The 13,938-nt window shown below is 68.6% G+C and carries 16 protein-coding genes; 7 read left to right on the forward strand and 9 right to left on the reverse strand.

What is annotated here, in order from left to right:
• Nucleotides 1-83 precede the first annotated feature (83 nt).
• From tsf to KIH31_RS08555, 5 genes are all read left to right on the forward strand, one after another.
• Nucleotides 84-920, forward strand: coding sequence for a translation elongation factor Ts (gene tsf / locus KIH31_RS08535; protein ID WP_214426648.1), 837 nt, complete (start codon nucleotides 84-86; stop codon nucleotides 918-920).
• A 153-nt stretch (nucleotides 921-1,073) separates the two neighbouring features.
• Nucleotides 1,074-1,805 carry a UMP kinase gene (gene pyrH, locus KIH31_RS08540; RefSeq protein ID WP_214426649.1) on the forward strand — a complete coding sequence of 244 codons (732 nt, stop codon included), beginning with the start codon at nucleotides 1,074-1,076 and terminating at the stop codon, nucleotides 1,803-1,805.
• A gap of 98 nt (nucleotides 1,806-1,903) precedes the next feature.
• Complete coding sequence (frr, locus tag KIH31_RS08545; protein ID WP_214426650.1) at nucleotides 1,904-2,461, forward strand: ribosome recycling factor; 558 nt, start codon at nucleotides 1,904-1,906, stop codon at nucleotides 2,459-2,461.
• 107 nt (nucleotides 2,462-2,568) lie between these two features.
• Nucleotides 2,569-3,438 (forward strand): phosphatidate cytidylyltransferase, encoded by an 870-nt coding sequence (locus KIH31_RS08550; RefSeq protein WP_250545667.1) that lies wholly within the window; start codon nucleotides 2,569-2,571, stop codon nucleotides 3,436-3,438.
• A 96-nt stretch (nucleotides 3,439-3,534) separates the two neighbouring features.
• On the forward strand, nucleotides 3,535-4,116 hold the full coding sequence (locus KIH31_RS08555; protein ID WP_214426652.1) for a DivIVA domain-containing protein: 582 nt from the start codon (nucleotides 3,535-3,537) through the stop codon (nucleotides 4,114-4,116).
• Nucleotides 4,117-4,147: 31 nt separating this feature from the next.
• Here the strand turns inward: KIH31_RS08555 and KIH31_RS08560 are convergent, their stop codons facing one another.
• Genes KIH31_RS08560 through KIH31_RS08575 form a run of 4 tightly spaced genes read right to left on the reverse strand, consistent with a single transcriptional unit; the run spans nucleotide 4,148 to nucleotide 8,050 of the window.
• Nucleotides 4,148-5,614 (reverse strand): cation acetate symporter, encoded by a 1,467-nt coding sequence (locus KIH31_RS08560; protein WP_214426653.1) that lies wholly within the window; start codon nucleotides 5,612-5,614, stop codon nucleotides 4,148-4,150.
• Nucleotides 5,611-6,066, reverse strand: coding sequence for a DUF485 domain-containing protein (locus tag KIH31_RS08565; RefSeq protein WP_214426654.1), 456 nt, complete (start codon nucleotides 6,064-6,066; stop codon nucleotides 5,611-5,613). The genes KIH31_RS08560 and KIH31_RS08565 overlap by 4 nt, the downstream gene beginning before the upstream one ends.
• On the reverse strand, nucleotides 6,063-6,782 hold the full coding sequence (locus KIH31_RS08570; RefSeq protein ID WP_214426655.1) for a LytTR family DNA-binding domain-containing protein: 720 nt from the start codon (nucleotides 6,780-6,782) through the stop codon (nucleotides 6,063-6,065). The genes KIH31_RS08565 and KIH31_RS08570 overlap by 4 nt, the downstream gene beginning before the upstream one ends.
• A gap of 56 nt (nucleotides 6,783-6,838) precedes the next feature.
• Nucleotides 6,839-8,050, reverse strand: a complete 1,212-nt coding sequence (locus KIH31_RS08575; protein WP_214426656.1) for a sensor histidine kinase — start codon at nucleotides 8,048-8,050, stop codon at nucleotides 6,839-6,841.
• A 156-nt stretch (nucleotides 8,051-8,206) separates the two neighbouring features.
• Between KIH31_RS08575 and KIH31_RS08580 the strand changes: the two genes are divergently transcribed.
• Together KIH31_RS08580 and KIH31_RS08585 are read left to right on the forward strand one after the other, a co-directional pair.
• Entirely contained in the window at nucleotides 8,207-8,578 is a 372-nt protein-coding gene (locus tag KIH31_RS08580; protein ID WP_214426825.1) for a DUF485 domain-containing protein, read from the forward strand.
• The gene (locus KIH31_RS08585) at nucleotides 8,575-10,185 is read left to right on the forward strand and encodes a cation acetate symporter (protein ID WP_214426657.1); all 1,611 of its coding nucleotides are present in this window, start codon (nucleotides 8,575-8,577) and stop codon (nucleotides 10,183-10,185) included. Before KIH31_RS08580 ends, KIH31_RS08585 begins: the two co-directional genes overlap by 4 nt.
• A gap of 115 nt (nucleotides 10,186-10,300) precedes the next feature.
• Here KIH31_RS08585 and KIH31_RS08590 read toward each other — a convergent pair whose 3' ends face one another.
• From KIH31_RS08590 to KIH31_RS08610, 5 genes are all read right to left on the reverse strand, one after another.
• Nucleotides 10,301-10,876 carry a hypothetical protein gene (locus KIH31_RS08590; RefSeq protein WP_214426658.1) on the reverse strand — a complete coding sequence of 192 codons (576 nt, stop codon included), beginning with the start codon at nucleotides 10,874-10,876 and terminating at the stop codon, nucleotides 10,301-10,303.
• Between the two features lie 2 nt (nucleotides 10,877-10,878).
• Nucleotides 10,879-11,298 carry a DUF4383 domain-containing protein gene (locus tag KIH31_RS08595; RefSeq protein WP_214426659.1) on the reverse strand — a complete coding sequence of 140 codons (420 nt, stop codon included), beginning with the start codon at nucleotides 11,296-11,298 and terminating at the stop codon, nucleotides 10,879-10,881.
• Between the two features lie 131 nt (nucleotides 11,299-11,429).
• A complete protein-coding gene (gene ald / locus KIH31_RS08600) occupies nucleotides 11,430-12,518 on the reverse strand; it encodes an alanine dehydrogenase (protein ID WP_214426660.1) in 1,089 nt (362 codons plus the stop codon).
• 41 nt (nucleotides 12,519-12,559) lie between these two features.
• Nucleotides 12,560-13,231: a hypothetical protein gene (locus tag KIH31_RS08605; RefSeq protein WP_214426661.1), complete on the reverse strand. Its 672-nt coding sequence runs from the start codon at nucleotides 13,229-13,231 to the stop codon at nucleotides 12,560-12,562.
• A 108-nt stretch (nucleotides 13,232-13,339) separates the two neighbouring features.
• Nucleotides 13,340-13,816, reverse strand: a complete 477-nt coding sequence (locus tag KIH31_RS08610; RefSeq protein WP_214426662.1) for an Lrp/AsnC family transcriptional regulator — start codon at nucleotides 13,814-13,816, stop codon at nucleotides 13,340-13,342.
• Nucleotides 13,817-13,938 lie beyond the last annotated feature (122 nt).

Here is a 13,938-nt window from a genome sequence, read left to right on the forward strand (position 1 = left end):
ATCTGACAGGACGGTTGCTCAGGAGCTGAGCAGCTGTCCTGTCAGTCCGTAAACTACTCATTCTCTACATCAGAGGGGTTCACATGGCGAACTACACTGCCGCTGACATCAAGGCTCTGCGCGAGCGCACGGGCGCTGGCATGCTCGACGTCAAGAAGGCTCTCGACGAGGCCAACGGCGACGCCGACAAGGCGATGGAAATCATCCGCATCAAGGGCCTGAAGGGCGTCACCAAGCGCGAAGGCCGTTCCACGGCCGAGGGCCTCGTGGCCGCGCAGGTCAACGACGGCGTCGGCGTCCTGGTCGAGGTCAACTGCGAGACCGACTTCGTGGCCAAGGCTGCTCCGTTCATCGAGTTCTCCAACAAGGTCCTCGCCGCCGCTGTCGCCTCCGGCGCCTCCGACGTCGACGGCCTGCTGGCCGCCGAACTGGACGGCAAGCCCGTTTCCGAGCAGGTCGTCGAAGCCGGCGCCCTGCTGGGCGAGAAGATCGTCGTCCGCCGCGTGGCCCGTCTTGAAGGCAAGCTGGTTTCCGCTTACCTGCACAAGACCTCGAAGGACCTCCCGGCCCAGGTCGGCGTGCTCTTCGCCGTCGACGGCGAAGGCGCTGCCGCTGAGGAAGCCGCCCACGACGTCGCGGTGCACATCGCCGCGTTCGCTCCGACCTACCTGACCCGCGACGACGTTCCGGCCGAGCTGGTCGAGAACGAGCGCCGGATCGCCGACGAAACCGCACGCGCCGAGGGCAAGCCCGAAGCCGCGCTGACCAAGATCGTCGAAGGCCGCCTCACCGGCTTCTTCAAGGAAGGTGTCCTGCTGGACCAGGCCTTCGCGAAGGACGCCAAGAAGAGCGTGGCCCAGGTGCTGCAGGAAGCCGGCGTTACCGCTACCGGCTTCGCGCGTTTCCGCGTCGGCGCCTAAGAGCCTCAGTCACAAGCACCGAAAGGGCGGTCACTTCAGGTGGCCGCCCTTTCGTTTGCCCGCCTTCGCCCCGCCCGGTGCCAGGTGTTACGCCCTGCCCGGCCGGGCGCGATAGGTTAGTTACCAGTTCGATCTGTTCCAGCGGAAGGCACCATGGACACCCCAACCCCCACCGGTCATCCGGTCCGACGCCGCGTCCTGCTTAAGCTCTCCGGCGAGGTTTTCGGCGGCGGCAAGCTCGGCGTCGACCCCGAGACGGTCCGCAACGTGGCCAAGCAGATTGCCGCAACCGTCGGCACCGTCGAGGTCGCCATCGTCGTCGGCGGCGGCAACTTCTTCCGCGGGGCCGAACTGTCCCAAAGCGGCATGGACCGCTCCCGCGCCGACTACATGGGCATGCTCGGCACGGTGATGAACTGCCTGGCCCTGCAGGACTTCCTTGAGCAGGCCGGCGTCGAGACCCGCGTCCAGTCCGCCATCACGATGGGCCAGGTGGCCGAGGCTTACATCCCGCGCCGCGCCATCCGGCACATGGAAAAGAACCGGGTCGTGATCTTCGGCGCCGGCGCCGGCCTGCCCTACTTCTCCACGGACACCGTCGCCGCCCAGCGGGCCCTTGAGGTGCACGCGGAAGTGGTGCTGATGGCCAAGAGCGGCGTCGACGGCGTCTACACCGCGGACCCGCGCAAGGACCCCTCGGCACAGAAGCTCGACACGCTCACCTATGACGACGCCATCCGCCAGGACATCCGGGTGATGGACCTGACCGCGATGACAATGTGCAAGGACAACAACCTCCCGATGGTGGTCTTCGGCATGGAAGGCGAAGGCAACGTCACGCGTGCCATCCTCGGCGAAACCATCGGCACCGTCGTCAGCGCCTGAACCGGCGCTGCGCCGGCGCCCGGGCCCGCAGGCCCGCCGTATAGGATGAATAGCAGAATCCTGCCGCTGTGGCGGCACAACACGTCTAAGGAGACATCGTGATCGAAGACACCTTGCTCGAAGCCGAAGAGAAGATGGACAAGGCCGTCGAGGTTGCCAAGGAAGACTTCGCATCCATCCGCAGCGGCCGCGCCACGCCTTCCATGTACGCGAAGGTGATTGTGGACTACTACGGCTCGCCGACGCCGCTGCAGCAGCTGGCGTCCTTCGCGACTCCCGAAGCGCGCACGATCCTGATCACCCCCTACGACAAGAGCGCGCTGCGCGACATCGAGAAGGCGCTCAGCGACTCAGAGGTCGGTGCGAACCCGTCCAACGACGGCAACGTCATCCGCGTGACCGTCCCTGAGTTGACCCAGGAACGCCGCAAGGAATACGTGAAGATCGTGCGCGGCAAGGGCGAGGATGCCAAGGTGTCCATCCGCAGCATCCGCCGCAAGGCCAAGGACGAGCTGGACCGCATCGTCAAGGACGGGGACGCCGGCGAGGACGAGGGCGCCCGGGCGGAGAAGGAGCTGGACGCGCTGACCAAGTCGCACACCGACCTGGTCGACGAACTGCTCAAGCGCAAAGAAGTAGAGCTCCTCGAAGTCTGATGGAGCGATCCCAGCCTGAGAGTGCCCCCGGCGCCGGCCCGGCTGGCCCGCGGGGGCACGGGGCTGGTGGCCGGGCGCCGGTGCTTGGTTCGCGCCGACGCTTCCGGATGACCCAGAACCCGACGCCGAAGGCCGGCCGGAACCTTCCTGCCGCCATCATTGTGGGCGTGGCCATGCTGGTCTCCGTGCTCGTGGGCCTGCTGCTCATCCCGCTCGCCTTCGTGCTGCTGGTCACCGTGTTCGCGGTGTTCGGTGTGTGGGAAGTGTCGCGGGCAATGGGCGTGCGGGGGATCCACATGCCTATCGTCCCTGTCCTGGTCGGTTCCCTGGCGATGCCCCTGGTGGCTTACTTCGGCGGCACCGAAAGCCTCATGTTCGCCCTCACCGGCAGCGCGGTGGCGGTGCTGCTTTGGCGCAGCCTGGAACCGGCGGAGGGCGCGGCGCAGAGCATTTTTGCCGGCATCTTCACGCTGTGTTGGGTGCCGTTCTTCATCAGCTTCGCGATACTGCCGCTGCACGCCGCCGAGACCGTGCCGACGGCGCTGATCTGGCCCGGGGCGTCGGTTCCCTTTGAGGCACTGCAGATCGCCGTGACCCTGCTGCTGGTCGTCGCCAACGACACCTTCGGTTACCTTGTGGGGGTGCTCTTCGGCAGGCATCCGATGGCGCCGAAGATCAGCCCGAAGAAGTCATGGGAAGGGTTTGCGGGGTCAATTGCCGGAGCCATGGTGGTGGGCCTGCTGGCGTCGCTGCTGCTGCTGGACATGCCCTGGTGGTCCGGGCTGATCATCGCCGCCGGCCTGGTCGCGGCCGCCACGGCGGGGGACCTCGCCGAGTCGATGGTCAAGCGGGAACTGGGAATCAAGGATATGAGCAGCATCCTGCCCGGGCACGGCGGCATGATGGACCGGCTGGATTCGATCCTGTTCGCCTCGCCGGTGGCCTACCTGCTCTTCCTGCTGCTCGGGCACAGCTAGCCGGCCGGGCCCGCGCGGGCGCCTTTGGGGCTGCGCCCGGCGCGGCACCGTAAAATGGGCAGCGGAATCGACGAAAGTCAGTAACAAGGGACACAAATGACTGTGGATGAACAGCAGCGCGCTGCCACTCCGTTCGCGCGGGTGGACGGCAACGAATACGGGTACAACCCCAAGCAGGTGGATGACTTCCTGCGCCGGGCGCGCGCCTACTACACTTCGGCCGACAAGAACGCCGCCGCCGTGACGAGCCACGAGGTGCGCTCGACGTCGTTCGACCCCGCCAAGGGCGGCTACGACGCCCAGGCCGTGGACGCTGCCCTGGACCGGCTTGAGGATGTCTTTGCGCAACGCGAACGCGACGAGCTGATTGCGTCCAAAGGCGAGGAGGCTTGGCTGGCCCAGATCGGCCGGATTTCCGCCGTCCTGCGTGCCCGCCTGCACCGGCCGGACGGCCAGCGGTTCCGGCGCCCCAAGCGGCGGGTGCGCAGCTACAGCACCGCCGACGTCGACCGGCTCTGCAACGAGCTGCTCGGCTACTTCGAAAATGACAAACCGCTCAGTGTCGACGTCGTGCGCCGCGCCGTCTTCCAGCCGGCCAAGGGTGCTGCCGGCTATGAGGAAACCCAGGTGGACGCCTTCCTGGACCGCGTCGTCGAGCTAATGGCAGCCATCGACTGAGATTGGTGCGCGAGGGCCGCGCGGTGCCGGCTCAGTAGGTGCGCTCCGGCGCGTGCAGCCGGGTCATGATCCGGGTGACGGCCGCAGGGGACTGGCCCTTGGTGGCCCGGGAGACGGACACCATCACGGCGAACGCCGCCGGCACGGTCCACGCCGCCGGCTGGGCGAGCAGCTCGTGCACCGGCCCGGCGGGGGCCACCTGGGCGCCGATGAGGATGGCGCCGCCGCAGAGCAGAGCTCCGGCGGACATTCCGGCCACCGCGCCGGCGGGGGTAAGGCCGCGCCACCAGATCCCCAGGAGCAGCATCGGGCAGATCGTTGAGGCGGTGAAGGCAAACACCAGGCCCACGCTTCCCGCCAGCGCGCCCGAGTCGGTGCTGAGCGCGACCAGCAGCGGCACCGCCGCGGAGAGCACGGCAGCCGTTCGGAACCCCTTCACGCTGCCGCCGAAGAGGTCCTGGCTCACCACGCCCGCGAGCGAGACCACGAGGCCGGACGTCGTGGAGAGGAACGCCGCGAAGGCGCCGGCCACCACGAGCGCCGTCAGGGCGTCACCCGCGGGGCCGGGAACGAGCCGTCCCGGCAGCAGCAGGACCGCCGCATCCGCCTGGCCGCCCGCAGCCAGGTCCGGGGCGAAGGCCCGCGCGAGCGCCCCGTAAATGGTCGGAAACAGGTAGAAGACCGAGAGCAGCCCCAGCACGATCAGCGTCGTCCGCCGGGCGGAACGGCCGTCGGGGTTGGTGTAAAAGCGCACGAGCACGTGCGGCAGGCCGAGCGTGCCGAAGAGCAGTGCGATGACCAGGGACAGGGTCCGGTACAGGCTCGCAGGCCCCTGCGGATCCAGCGCAGCGGTGTAAACGGCGGCGCTGTCGGGGAAGCTGCGGCCGGTACCGGCCAGATGGACCAGGATGAAAGCCGCCGGAACGGCCAGCGCCGTCAGTTTCAGCCAGTACTGGAACGCCTGGACGAAGGTGATGGAGCGCATGCCGCCGGCGACCACGGTCAGGCACACCACCACGACGACGGCGACCGCCCCGGACCACGCCGGCAGGCCCGTGGTGATGCGGATGGTGAGCCCGGCTCCTTGGAGCTGCGGGACAATGTAGAACCACCCCACCACCACGACCAGGGCGCTCGTCACCCGCCGGGCCCCGGGCGAGTCCAGCCGCGCCTCGGTGAAGTCGGGGATGGTGTAGGCGCCCGAGCGGCGCAGCGGCGCTGCCACGAACAGCAGCAGCATCAAGTACCCGGCGGTGTAGCCGATCGGGAACCAGAGAGCGTCGGTTCCCGAGACCAGGATCAGCCCGGCGACGCCGAGGAAACTGGCGGCCGAAAGGTATTCGCCGCCGATGGCCGAGGCGTTCCACCACGGCCGCACCGTGCGCGATGCCACGTAGAAGTCCCCGGTGGTGCGCGAGACCCGCAGCCCGTAGAACCCGATCAGGGCCGTCGCGACGGCGACCAGCAGGAGGGCCAGGACTCCGACCGCCGGGTTCACCGCTCCTCCGACAGGTCCCGGTAGGTGTCCTCGTTCCGTGCGGCGCTGCGGATGTAGAGCCAGGCCGAGAGCCCGATGACCGGATAGATGCCAAGGCCCAGCAGCAGCCACGAGAACGGGATTCCGAACACGGGGATGGCGCCGACCGCCGGAGCGACCGAGAGCAGCACCGGGAACCCGAGCAGGATCAGCAGGAAGCCGCCCGCGACGACGACGGCGAGCCGCAACTGGGAGCGGATCAGGGAGCGGATGAACACTTCGCCCGCCTCGGTCTGCTCCGCGGCATCCCGCGGGCCGGCCGCCGCCAGCCGGCGCGACCGCTCCCGGGCCGAGGGTGAGGGGGCGGTGACCCGGACCCGCGCCGGACGCGCAGCGGCAGGGACCGGGGCGGCAGGGACCGCCGCGGCAGGGGAGGAGGTACCGGATGGGTCCTGTTCGCCGGCACCGGTCATGACGCCGGCCGGATCCGGTTGGATTTGAGCATCTCGCGCAGCGCCGGGAGGTGCCGTCGGCTGACGGGCAGTTCGGCGTCACCGGCCCGCACGCTCGGATGGGCCGAGCCGAGCTTGACCTGGCCGACATACGGCATCGCCACCAGATACGATCGGTGGATCCGCACGAACCCGTGCTCAGCCCACTGCTTCTCCAGGTCGGCCAGGGGCACCCGCACCAGATAGCTCGCTTCAGCCGTGTGCAGCCGGGCGTAGTCGCCCTGCGCCTGCACGTAGCGCACGTCGTCGCGGCGGATCATCCGGGTGACGCCGCCCTGGTCGACGGTGATCACGTCGGGCTTCTGGCCGCCGTCGTCGAGGAGTTCACAGATGCGGCCGACCGACTTCGCCAGCCGCTCGGCGCGGACGGGCTTGAGCAGGTAGTCCACGGCCGCGAGCTCGAATGCTTCCAACGCGCAGTCCTCGTCCGCGGTGACGAACACGACGGCGGGCGGCTTCGGCAGCTCTGCGAGCCGGCGGGCGATGTCCATGCCGGACAGCCCTGGCATGTGAATGTCGAGGAAGAACGCGTCGACGTCGTGGTGTTCCAGGGCCCCGAGCGCCTCGGCCCCGGAGGAAGCCCTGTGCACGGCCCCGACCCGGTCATCCCGGCCCAGCAGGAACGCCAGTTCCTCGACGGCGGGGGCTTCGTCGTCGGCGACGAGAACGTTGATCATGGCAAAAGTTTACGGTCCGGCCGGCGGCTGCCTGCGGTGGTCCGGCGGCGGAGCGGTCAGTCGACGTCGTGCTGCGGCTGGGACTTGGGCACGCGGAGCGTGACCAGCGTTCCCGCGCCAGGGGCTGTGTCGATCACCAGGCCGTGGTCGTCGCCGTAAACCTGCCGCAGCCGCGTGTCCACGTTGCGCAGGCCCACGTGGTCCCCGTCGCCGCGGCCGGCAAGGACGGAACGCAGTTTCTCCGGGTCGATGCCGGTTCCGTCGTCCTCGACCGTGACCTCGGCGTAGGCGCCGGAATCGTTGGCGGTGATCTCGATGTGCCCAACTCCTTCCTTTGCTTCGAGGCCGTGCCGCACGGCATTCTCGACCAGCGGCTGCAGGCTCAGGAACGGGATGACAGTGCTCAGCACCTCGGGGGCGATGCGCAGGCTGACCTGCAGCCGCTCGCCGAACCGGGCGCGCTCCAGCAGCAGGTACCGGTCGATGGAGCGCAGTTCCTCGGCCAGGGTGGTGAAATCCCCGTGCCGCCGGAACGAGTAGCGCGTGAAATCCGCGAACTCGACCACCAGTTCGCGTGCGCGCGCCGGGTCCGTGTTGATGAAGGAGGCGATGGCGTTGAGCGAGTTGTAGATGAAGTGCGGGCTGATCTGCGCCCGGAGCGCCTTCACCTCCGCCTCAGCGAGCATCGCCTTGGACGAGTCGAGCTCTTCGAGTTCCACCTGGGCCGCCACCCAGTCCGCGACCTCGCTGGTGGCCCGCACAAGGCCGGCCCCGGCCACGTCCGCGAAGGCGGCCACGGTGCCGACCGTCCTGGCACCGACGCGGATGGGGGAGATCACCGCCTCGTGCAGCGGGCAGCCGCCGTCGGTGCAGCCGGCCGCGGCGTGCGGGAGCTTTCCGGCGCGCACCACCTGGGTGCGGCCGGTGGCCAGTGCCCTCGCCGCGAGCTCCATGACCGCGGGCCGGTGCTTCTCACCGGCACCGTCCCAGGCGAGCACCTCGTCGTCGTCGGTGAGGGCCAGCGCGGCGCAGCCGAGCATCGAGCGCAGGTGGCGGCTCGCCTTCGCCGCGCCCCCGCCGCGCAGCCCGTCCCGCAGGTGCTGACCCGCCAGCGCGGCCGAATGGAGGGTGTTGTAGGTGGCGCGTTCGGCATCGGTCCCCAGGTCCCGGTACGAGCGCGAGAGCCGGAAGCCGATGGCAGCGACGATGGCGACGGCGACGGCGATCACCGCGATGGAGGCGGCGACGACGAACGCGGATTCGGGCATGGAACAAGAGTAACCAGCGGCCGCCGGGGACCGTTCGGCGCACGCCCGCAGCCGCTGGGCGACTGCAGTGGCGACGGAAAGCGCCGCGCCGCCGCGCAGGGCGCAAGGTGATACAGATCACAGACTTTTGCTCTGTGTCCGGATCAAGGAGGAATGATGGGTAAAGACGCCCACATCACGGATGCCGACCCCGCGGCCTCCGTTGACTTTCAGGAAGTTCAGGCCACGGGGCAATTCCAGGAACTTCGACGCCGGCACCGCAGCTTCGTCTTCCCGCTCGCGGTGGCGTTCCTGCTTTGGTACTTCCTGTACGTGCTGCTGGCCGACTACGCGCACGACTTCATGTCAATCAAGGTGGCAGGCAACATCACCGTCGGCCTCCTCTTCGGCCTGCTGCAGTTCGTGAGCACCTTCGCCATCACCATGTGGTACGTCAGCTACGCGAACCGGCGGCTGGACCCTGAGGCGACGGACATCCGCACCAGCATTGAAGGACATGAACACGACGCGAAGAAGGTGCAGCGATGAGGATACCGATGGCCGCGGTGGCCAACCTGAAGGACACCACCTGGCTGAACATGCTCATTTTCGCCGTGTTCGTCGCCATCACCCTCGTGATCGTGCTGCGCGCGAGCCGCAACAACCGCACCGCGGCTGACTACTACGCGGCGGGGCGGTCCTTCACCGGCGGCCAGAACGGAACGGCGATCGCAGGCGACTACCTTTCGGCCGCCTCGTTCCTGGGCATCACCGGAGCCATCGCGGTCAACGGCTACGACGGCTTCCTCTACTCGATCGGCTTCCTGGTGGCGTGGCTGGTGGCCCTCCTGCTGGTTGCTGAGCTGCTGCGCAACACGGGCAAGTTCACCATGGCGGATGTGCTTTCCTTCCGGCTCAAGCAGCGGCCCGTCCGGATCGCGGCGGCCACCAGCACGCTGGCCGTGTGCTTCTTCTACCTGCTGGCCCAGATGGCCGGCGCCGGGAGCCTGATCTCCCTGCTGCTGGGCATCAGCGACTGGGGCGGCCAGGCCGTGGTCATCACGGTCGTGGGCGCGCTGATGATCCTCTACGTGCTCCTGGGCGGGATGAAGGGCACCACATGGGTCCAGATCATCAAGGCCGGCCTGCTGATCGCGGGCGCCTTCGTGATGACCATTTGGGTGATGGCGATGCACGGCTTCGACCTTTCCGCGCTGCTCGGGCATGCCGCGGAGACCACCGGCAACCCCCAGCTGCTCAACCCCGGCCTGCAGTACGGCAAGACGGATGCGTCCAAGCTGGACTTCCTCTCGCTGGCGCTGGCCCTGGTGCTCGGTACAGCGGCCCTGCCGCACGTGCTGATGCGCTTCTACACGGTGCCGACGGCGAAGGAAGCGCGCCGCTCGGTGGTCTGGGCCATCTGGCTGATCGGCCTGTTCTACCTGTTCACCCTGGTGCTCGGCTACGGCGCGGCAGCGCTGATCGGAGCCAAGACCATCACCGCCGCACCGGGCGGGGTGAACTCGGCGGCCCCGCTGCTGGCCTTCGAGCTGGGCGGGCCGCTGCTGCTGGGCTTCATCTCCGCCGTGGCGTTCGCGACGATCCTCGCCGTCGTCGCCGGCCTGACGATCACGGCAGCGGCGTCCTTCGCCCATGACATCTACTCGAATGTCATTGCCAAGGGCCGCACGAGCGCGCTCAGCGAGGTCAAAGTCGCCCGACGCACCGTCGTCGTCATCGGCATTTTCGCGATTGTCGGTGGCATCTTCGCGAACGGCCAGAACGTGGCCTTCCTCGTGGCTCTCGCTTTCGCGGTGGCGGCCAGCGCCAACCTTCCGACGATCCTCTACTCGCTGTTCTGGAAGCGGTTCACCACCCAGGGCGCGGTGTGGAGCATGTACGGCGGCCTGGCCGCTGCGGTGATCCTGATCGCCTTCTCGCCGGTGGTTTCCGGGGCAAAGACCTCGATGATCCCGGGGGCGCACTTCGCCTGGTTCGGGCTGAGCAATCCGGGCATCGTGTCCATTCCGCTCGCGTTCTTCCTCGGCTGGCTGGGCACGGTCCTGGACAAGAACAAGGAGAGCGAGGTCAAGCAGGCAGAGATGGAGGTGCGCTCGCTGACCGGCATCGGTGCTGAGAAGGCGGCGCACCACTAGCCTGCAGGGCGCCTGCCGACGCATGCGAAGAGCCCCCGGCGCGCGGCCGGGGGCTCTTCCGTTCCTGCTGGTGCACTTGGTGGTCGGCGTGCCTGGTGCTCAGTGCCCGTGGTCATCAGTGCCCGTGGTGCTGGGCCGGGTCCTGCAGGTGGCTTCCGTGGGCGCCGTGCGGAACGGCGACGTGGCCGGCGGCGCTTGCGGCCAGGCCGGGGGTGGTGACGGAGGCGACGATGACGGCGGCAGCGAACAGGGCGCCGAGCAACCGGCCGGCGGGAGGTGCCGCTGCGGCTGCCGGCCGGGCGGTCTGCCGGTGCGAGCGGAGCCAGCCGAGCGAGCCGAGAACCAGCAGGCTCAGGGCGAAGGCGCAGAGGTTGCTGATGTCCAGACCCCGCTGGCCGGCGGGGGCGAACCACGCTTCGGCGACGACTGCGGCCAGATGGGCGGCGGCCGCGGCGGCGAGCAGGCCGGCGATGGACCGGCCGAAGCGCACGCGCCCTGCCCGGAGGCTCAGGGTCGCCCAGAGCGCCAGGGACGCAGCCCACAGGCCGATGAGCGCGGCTCCAGCGGTGCTGGCCGGGGCGGGACCCCCGGCCAGCACGGTGGAGCTGATGCCGAACTCAACCGTGGCCGCTCCGTAGCCGGCGAAGAAGGCCAGCAGCCGGACGGACTCGGGAAGGGTGGCGGCGGCCATGCTCAGACGGCGCGGGTGCCGGCGGAGGTGCGGACGGCCGCCTTGTCCTGGGAGAGGCCGACGCCGAGCAGCAGCACGGCGCTGGCCAGGTGCAGGACGTTGTCCGGGCCGTTCAGGGCGATGATGTTCAGCGCGCTGTTGAGCAGGAACAGGCCCAGGATGCCGACGAGCAGGTACACAGCGCCGACGGTGGTGTTCACCGACTTGGCGGCGGGAACGGAGTTCAGCCCGGCGATGAGCAGGGCAGCTCCGATGGCCAGGTGGATGACGTTGTGCAGCGGGTTGACCTCGAAGATGATCAGGTCGGCGCCGGAGGTAGCGAAGAAACCGACCCCGGCGGTGACAAAGAAGCCCAGGACGCCCACCAAGAGGTACACCGCGCCAAAAATGGTGGCGATCAACCGGTTGGGTGATGTGCGCATGATTCGAACCTTCCGTTGTGGATCCCGGCTCGGCGCCGGAGGATCCTTGCCTGCGAGTCCCTTCTGGGGCTCTCACGCAGTGGTTCGGGGCTGCTGCGCCGGAGGATGGGACCTCAACGGGAAATCGCCGGCTAGAGTCCGGGGTGCGCCTCGCGCACCGGCGCGGAGACGATGTGCCCGTGCCGGACATTCAGTCCCGGCCGGAGCTGGGGGAGCCGTTCGGCCGCCAGGTCGAAGCCCTGGCCGGCGATGGCCCGCACATAGGGGAGGGTGGCGTTGGTCAGCGCGTAGGTCGAGGTCCGCGGCACCGCCCCGGGCATGTTGGCGACGCAGTAGAACACGGTGTCGTGGACCAGGAAGGTTGGATCGGAATGGGTGGTGGGCCGCGAGTCCTCGAAGCAGCCGCCTTGATCGATGGCGATGTCGACGAGGACGGCACCGGGCCGCATCCGGGACACCAGGTCGTTGCTGACCAGCTTCGGGGCCTTGGCCCCGGCGACGAGCACGGCACCGATGACGAGGTCGGCGTCGAGGACGGCCCGGGTGACCTCCCAGGCGTTGCTGACGACGGTGTTGACCCGTCCGGCGTATTCCTCCTCGAGCTGGCGCAGCCTGGCGATGTTTGTGTCCAGGACCGTCACGTCGGCGCGCATGCCGGCGGCGATGGCGACGGCGTTGGATCCCGCGACGCCGCCGCCGAGGACGACGACGTTCGCCGGATGGGTCCCGGGGACGCCGCCAAGCAGGACCCCGCGCCCGCCGTTGGGCCGCAGCAGCGCCTCGGCTCCCACCTGCGGCGCAAGCCGCCCGGCGACTTCGCTCATCGGCGCGAGCAGCGGCAGGGAACCGTCGGGCAGCTGCACCGTTTCATAGGCCACCGCCGTGGTCCCCGCCTCGCACAGCTGGTGGGTCAGGGACCTCGCGGCAGCCAGGTGGAGGTAGGCGAAGAGGGTCAGGTCCCCGCGCAGGCGGTGGTATTCCTCCGCCACCGGCTCCTTCACCTTCAGCACCAGGTCGGCTTCGCCCCAGGTATGGTCCGCATCCGGAAGGATCCGGGCGCCGGCCTCGGCGTAGTCGCCGTCAGTGATGGAGGAGCCCAACCCGGCGCCGGACTCGACGAATACGTCGTGCCCGTCGAGCATCAGCTCATGCACACCCGCGGGAGTGATGGCCACCCGGAACTCGTTGTCCTTGACTTCCCTGGGGATTCCCACGCGCATGGTGTTGCCTTTCCGCCCGGCGGGGGAGCCGCCGGCGCAGCCTAGCCTTGGGGCCTGATCTGGATGGACGTCATCAGCGGCGGTTCGGAGCCGGAAAAGACATAGGAGAAATTGACGTTGCCGTTGGGACAGTCGAGGGTGCCGGCGGCCGACCCCTGGGTGGCACCGTTGACCGTCTTGCTCGAGACGTCGGAGTATTTCAGCGCGCAGTCCGGGGTCAGCCGCAGGCCGGCGACGCCATTAGCGAAGCGGGTGGCCGACAGGTTTCGCTTGAGGGCAGGATCGAATTGCTCGTAGGCCTCGGAGGTTTCGCCTTTGATGATGTGGTGGTTGAATTCGTCGGCGGCCGACTGCACCCTGCTGACACTGTTGCCGATCAAGGAAAAGAGCACCACGAGGCCGACAATGGCCAGCAGCACGACGCCTCCGGCAATACCGAGGCCTATCCACAGGCCCCGGCGGCTGCGGCCCTTCGGGGGACCGCCCCTGCCGAACGCATCCGGGGGATAGGGCTGCCCGGGGTACTGGGGTCCGCCGGGGTACTGGGCTCCGCCGGGATACTGGGGTCCGCCGGGATAGCCGCCTTGGGCAGGGTAGGAGGGGGCCGCCAGATTCGGCGGCATCAGCGGGCGCGGCGGGATGCCTGACGGCTCCGGTGCACGGCCGTCTGCGGGCCCGCGTCCGGGCTCCTGCGGATCGGCGGGTGTGGACATCCTGGCTCCTTGCACATCGATGACACCGGATCGGGTTCAGCTGCTTCAAGCATATTTCGATTCAGCGGCCCGTCCACGCGTACTCCACCGCCCGGAGGGCCCGGCTGTTCATGAGGCTGCCGGGGGTTCCTTCTCCAGCAGCGGCTCCATCCGGAAGGGAATCAAATCCCCCATTGCCAGTGCCGTGTCGGCCCGTTCCACCCCGTCGCAGGCCAGGATCTTGCCGTTGATCCGGAACAGATCTTCGGCGTCGAGCGCCACCACCCGCAGCAGCAGGTCAGCCGACCCGGTCAGCCCGAAGGCCTCAAGCACCTCGGGGATTTCCGCGAGGTCATGGCTCAGCTGGCCCAGCTTGCGCTGCTGGACGTGCACCGAGATGAAAGCCATGAGCGGATAGCCCAGAGCGGCCGGGTTGATCCGGCGGTCAAACGAGAGAAAGACGTTCCTGCGCTCCAGCTGGGCCATCCTGGCCTGGACCGTGTTGCGGGACAGGCCCAGCTTCTGCGCGAGCGCCACCACCGTCTGCCGGGGATCCTGTGAGAGCGCCCTCAGGATCCGCCGGTCGGTGCCATCCAAGGGGTGCATAATGCGCAAGATTAGCACCGCTCGGTGACGGCGAACAGGGCATTCTGCTCAATTATGGTTCGTACGGTTGTGCCGGGTGCCCGTTGTGAGTAGGGTCACAATCACCGCCGGCAACGGAGCCG

Origin of the sequence: Paenarthrobacter sp. DKR-5, from assembly GCF_018531425.1 — a bacterium.
GTDB lineage: Bacteria > Actinomycetota > Actinomycetes > Actinomycetales > Micrococcaceae > DKR-5.

What these genes read in the sequence shown, in the direction of transcription:
- KIH31_RS08575 (WP_214426656.1), bottom strand. Translation starts at nt 8,050, where the DNA reads ATGCCCGAATCCGCGTTCGTCGTCGCCGCCTCCATCGCGGTGATCGCC.
- KIH31_RS08590 (WP_214426658.1), bottom strand. Translation starts at nt 10,876, where the DNA reads ATGGCCGCCGCCACCCTTCCCGAGTCCGTCCGGCTGCTGGCCTTCTTC.
- KIH31_RS08610 (WP_214426662.1), bottom strand. Translation starts at nt 13,816, where the DNA reads ATGCACCCCTTGGATGGCACCGACCGGCGGATCCTGAGGGCGCTCTCA.
- KIH31_RS08595 (WP_214426659.1), bottom strand. Translation starts at nt 11,298, where the DNA reads ATGCGCACATCACCCAACCGGTTGATCGCCACCATTTTTGGCGCGGTG.
- KIH31_RS08585 (WP_214426657.1), top strand. Translation starts at nt 8,575, where the DNA reads ATGAGGATACCGATGGCCGCGGTGGCCAACCTGAAGGACACCACCTGG.
- KIH31_RS08550 (WP_250545667.1), top strand. Translation starts at nt 2,569, where the DNA reads ATGACCCAGAACCCGACGCCGAAGGCCGGCCGGAACCTTCCTGCCGCC.
- KIH31_RS08580 (WP_214426825.1), top strand. Translation starts at nt 8,207, where the DNA reads ATGGGTAAAGACGCCCACATCACGGATGCCGACCCCGCGGCCTCCGTT.
- KIH31_RS08565 (WP_214426654.1), bottom strand. Translation starts at nt 6,066, where the DNA reads ATGACCGGTGCCGGCGAACAGGACCCATCCGGTACCTCCTCCCCTGCC.
- KIH31_RS08570 (WP_214426655.1), bottom strand. Translation starts at nt 6,782, where the DNA reads ATGATCAACGTTCTCGTCGCCGACGACGAAGCCCCCGCCGTCGAGGAA.
- KIH31_RS08555 (WP_214426652.1), top strand. Translation starts at nt 3,535, where the DNA reads ATGACTGTGGATGAACAGCAGCGCGCTGCCACTCCGTTCGCGCGGGTG.
- KIH31_RS08605 (WP_214426661.1), bottom strand. Translation starts at nt 13,231, where the DNA reads ATGTCCACACCCGCCGATCCGCAGGAGCCCGGACGCGGGCCCGCAGAC.
- ald (WP_214426660.1), bottom strand. Translation starts at nt 12,518, where the DNA reads ATGCGCGTGGGAATCCCCAGGGAAGTCAAGGACAACGAGTTCCGGGTG.
- pyrH (WP_214426649.1), top strand. Translation starts at nt 1,074, where the DNA reads ATGGACACCCCAACCCCCACCGGTCATCCGGTCCGACGCCGCGTCCTG.
- tsf (WP_214426648.1), top strand. Translation starts at nt 84, where the DNA reads ATGGCGAACTACACTGCCGCTGACATCAAGGCTCTGCGCGAGCGCACG.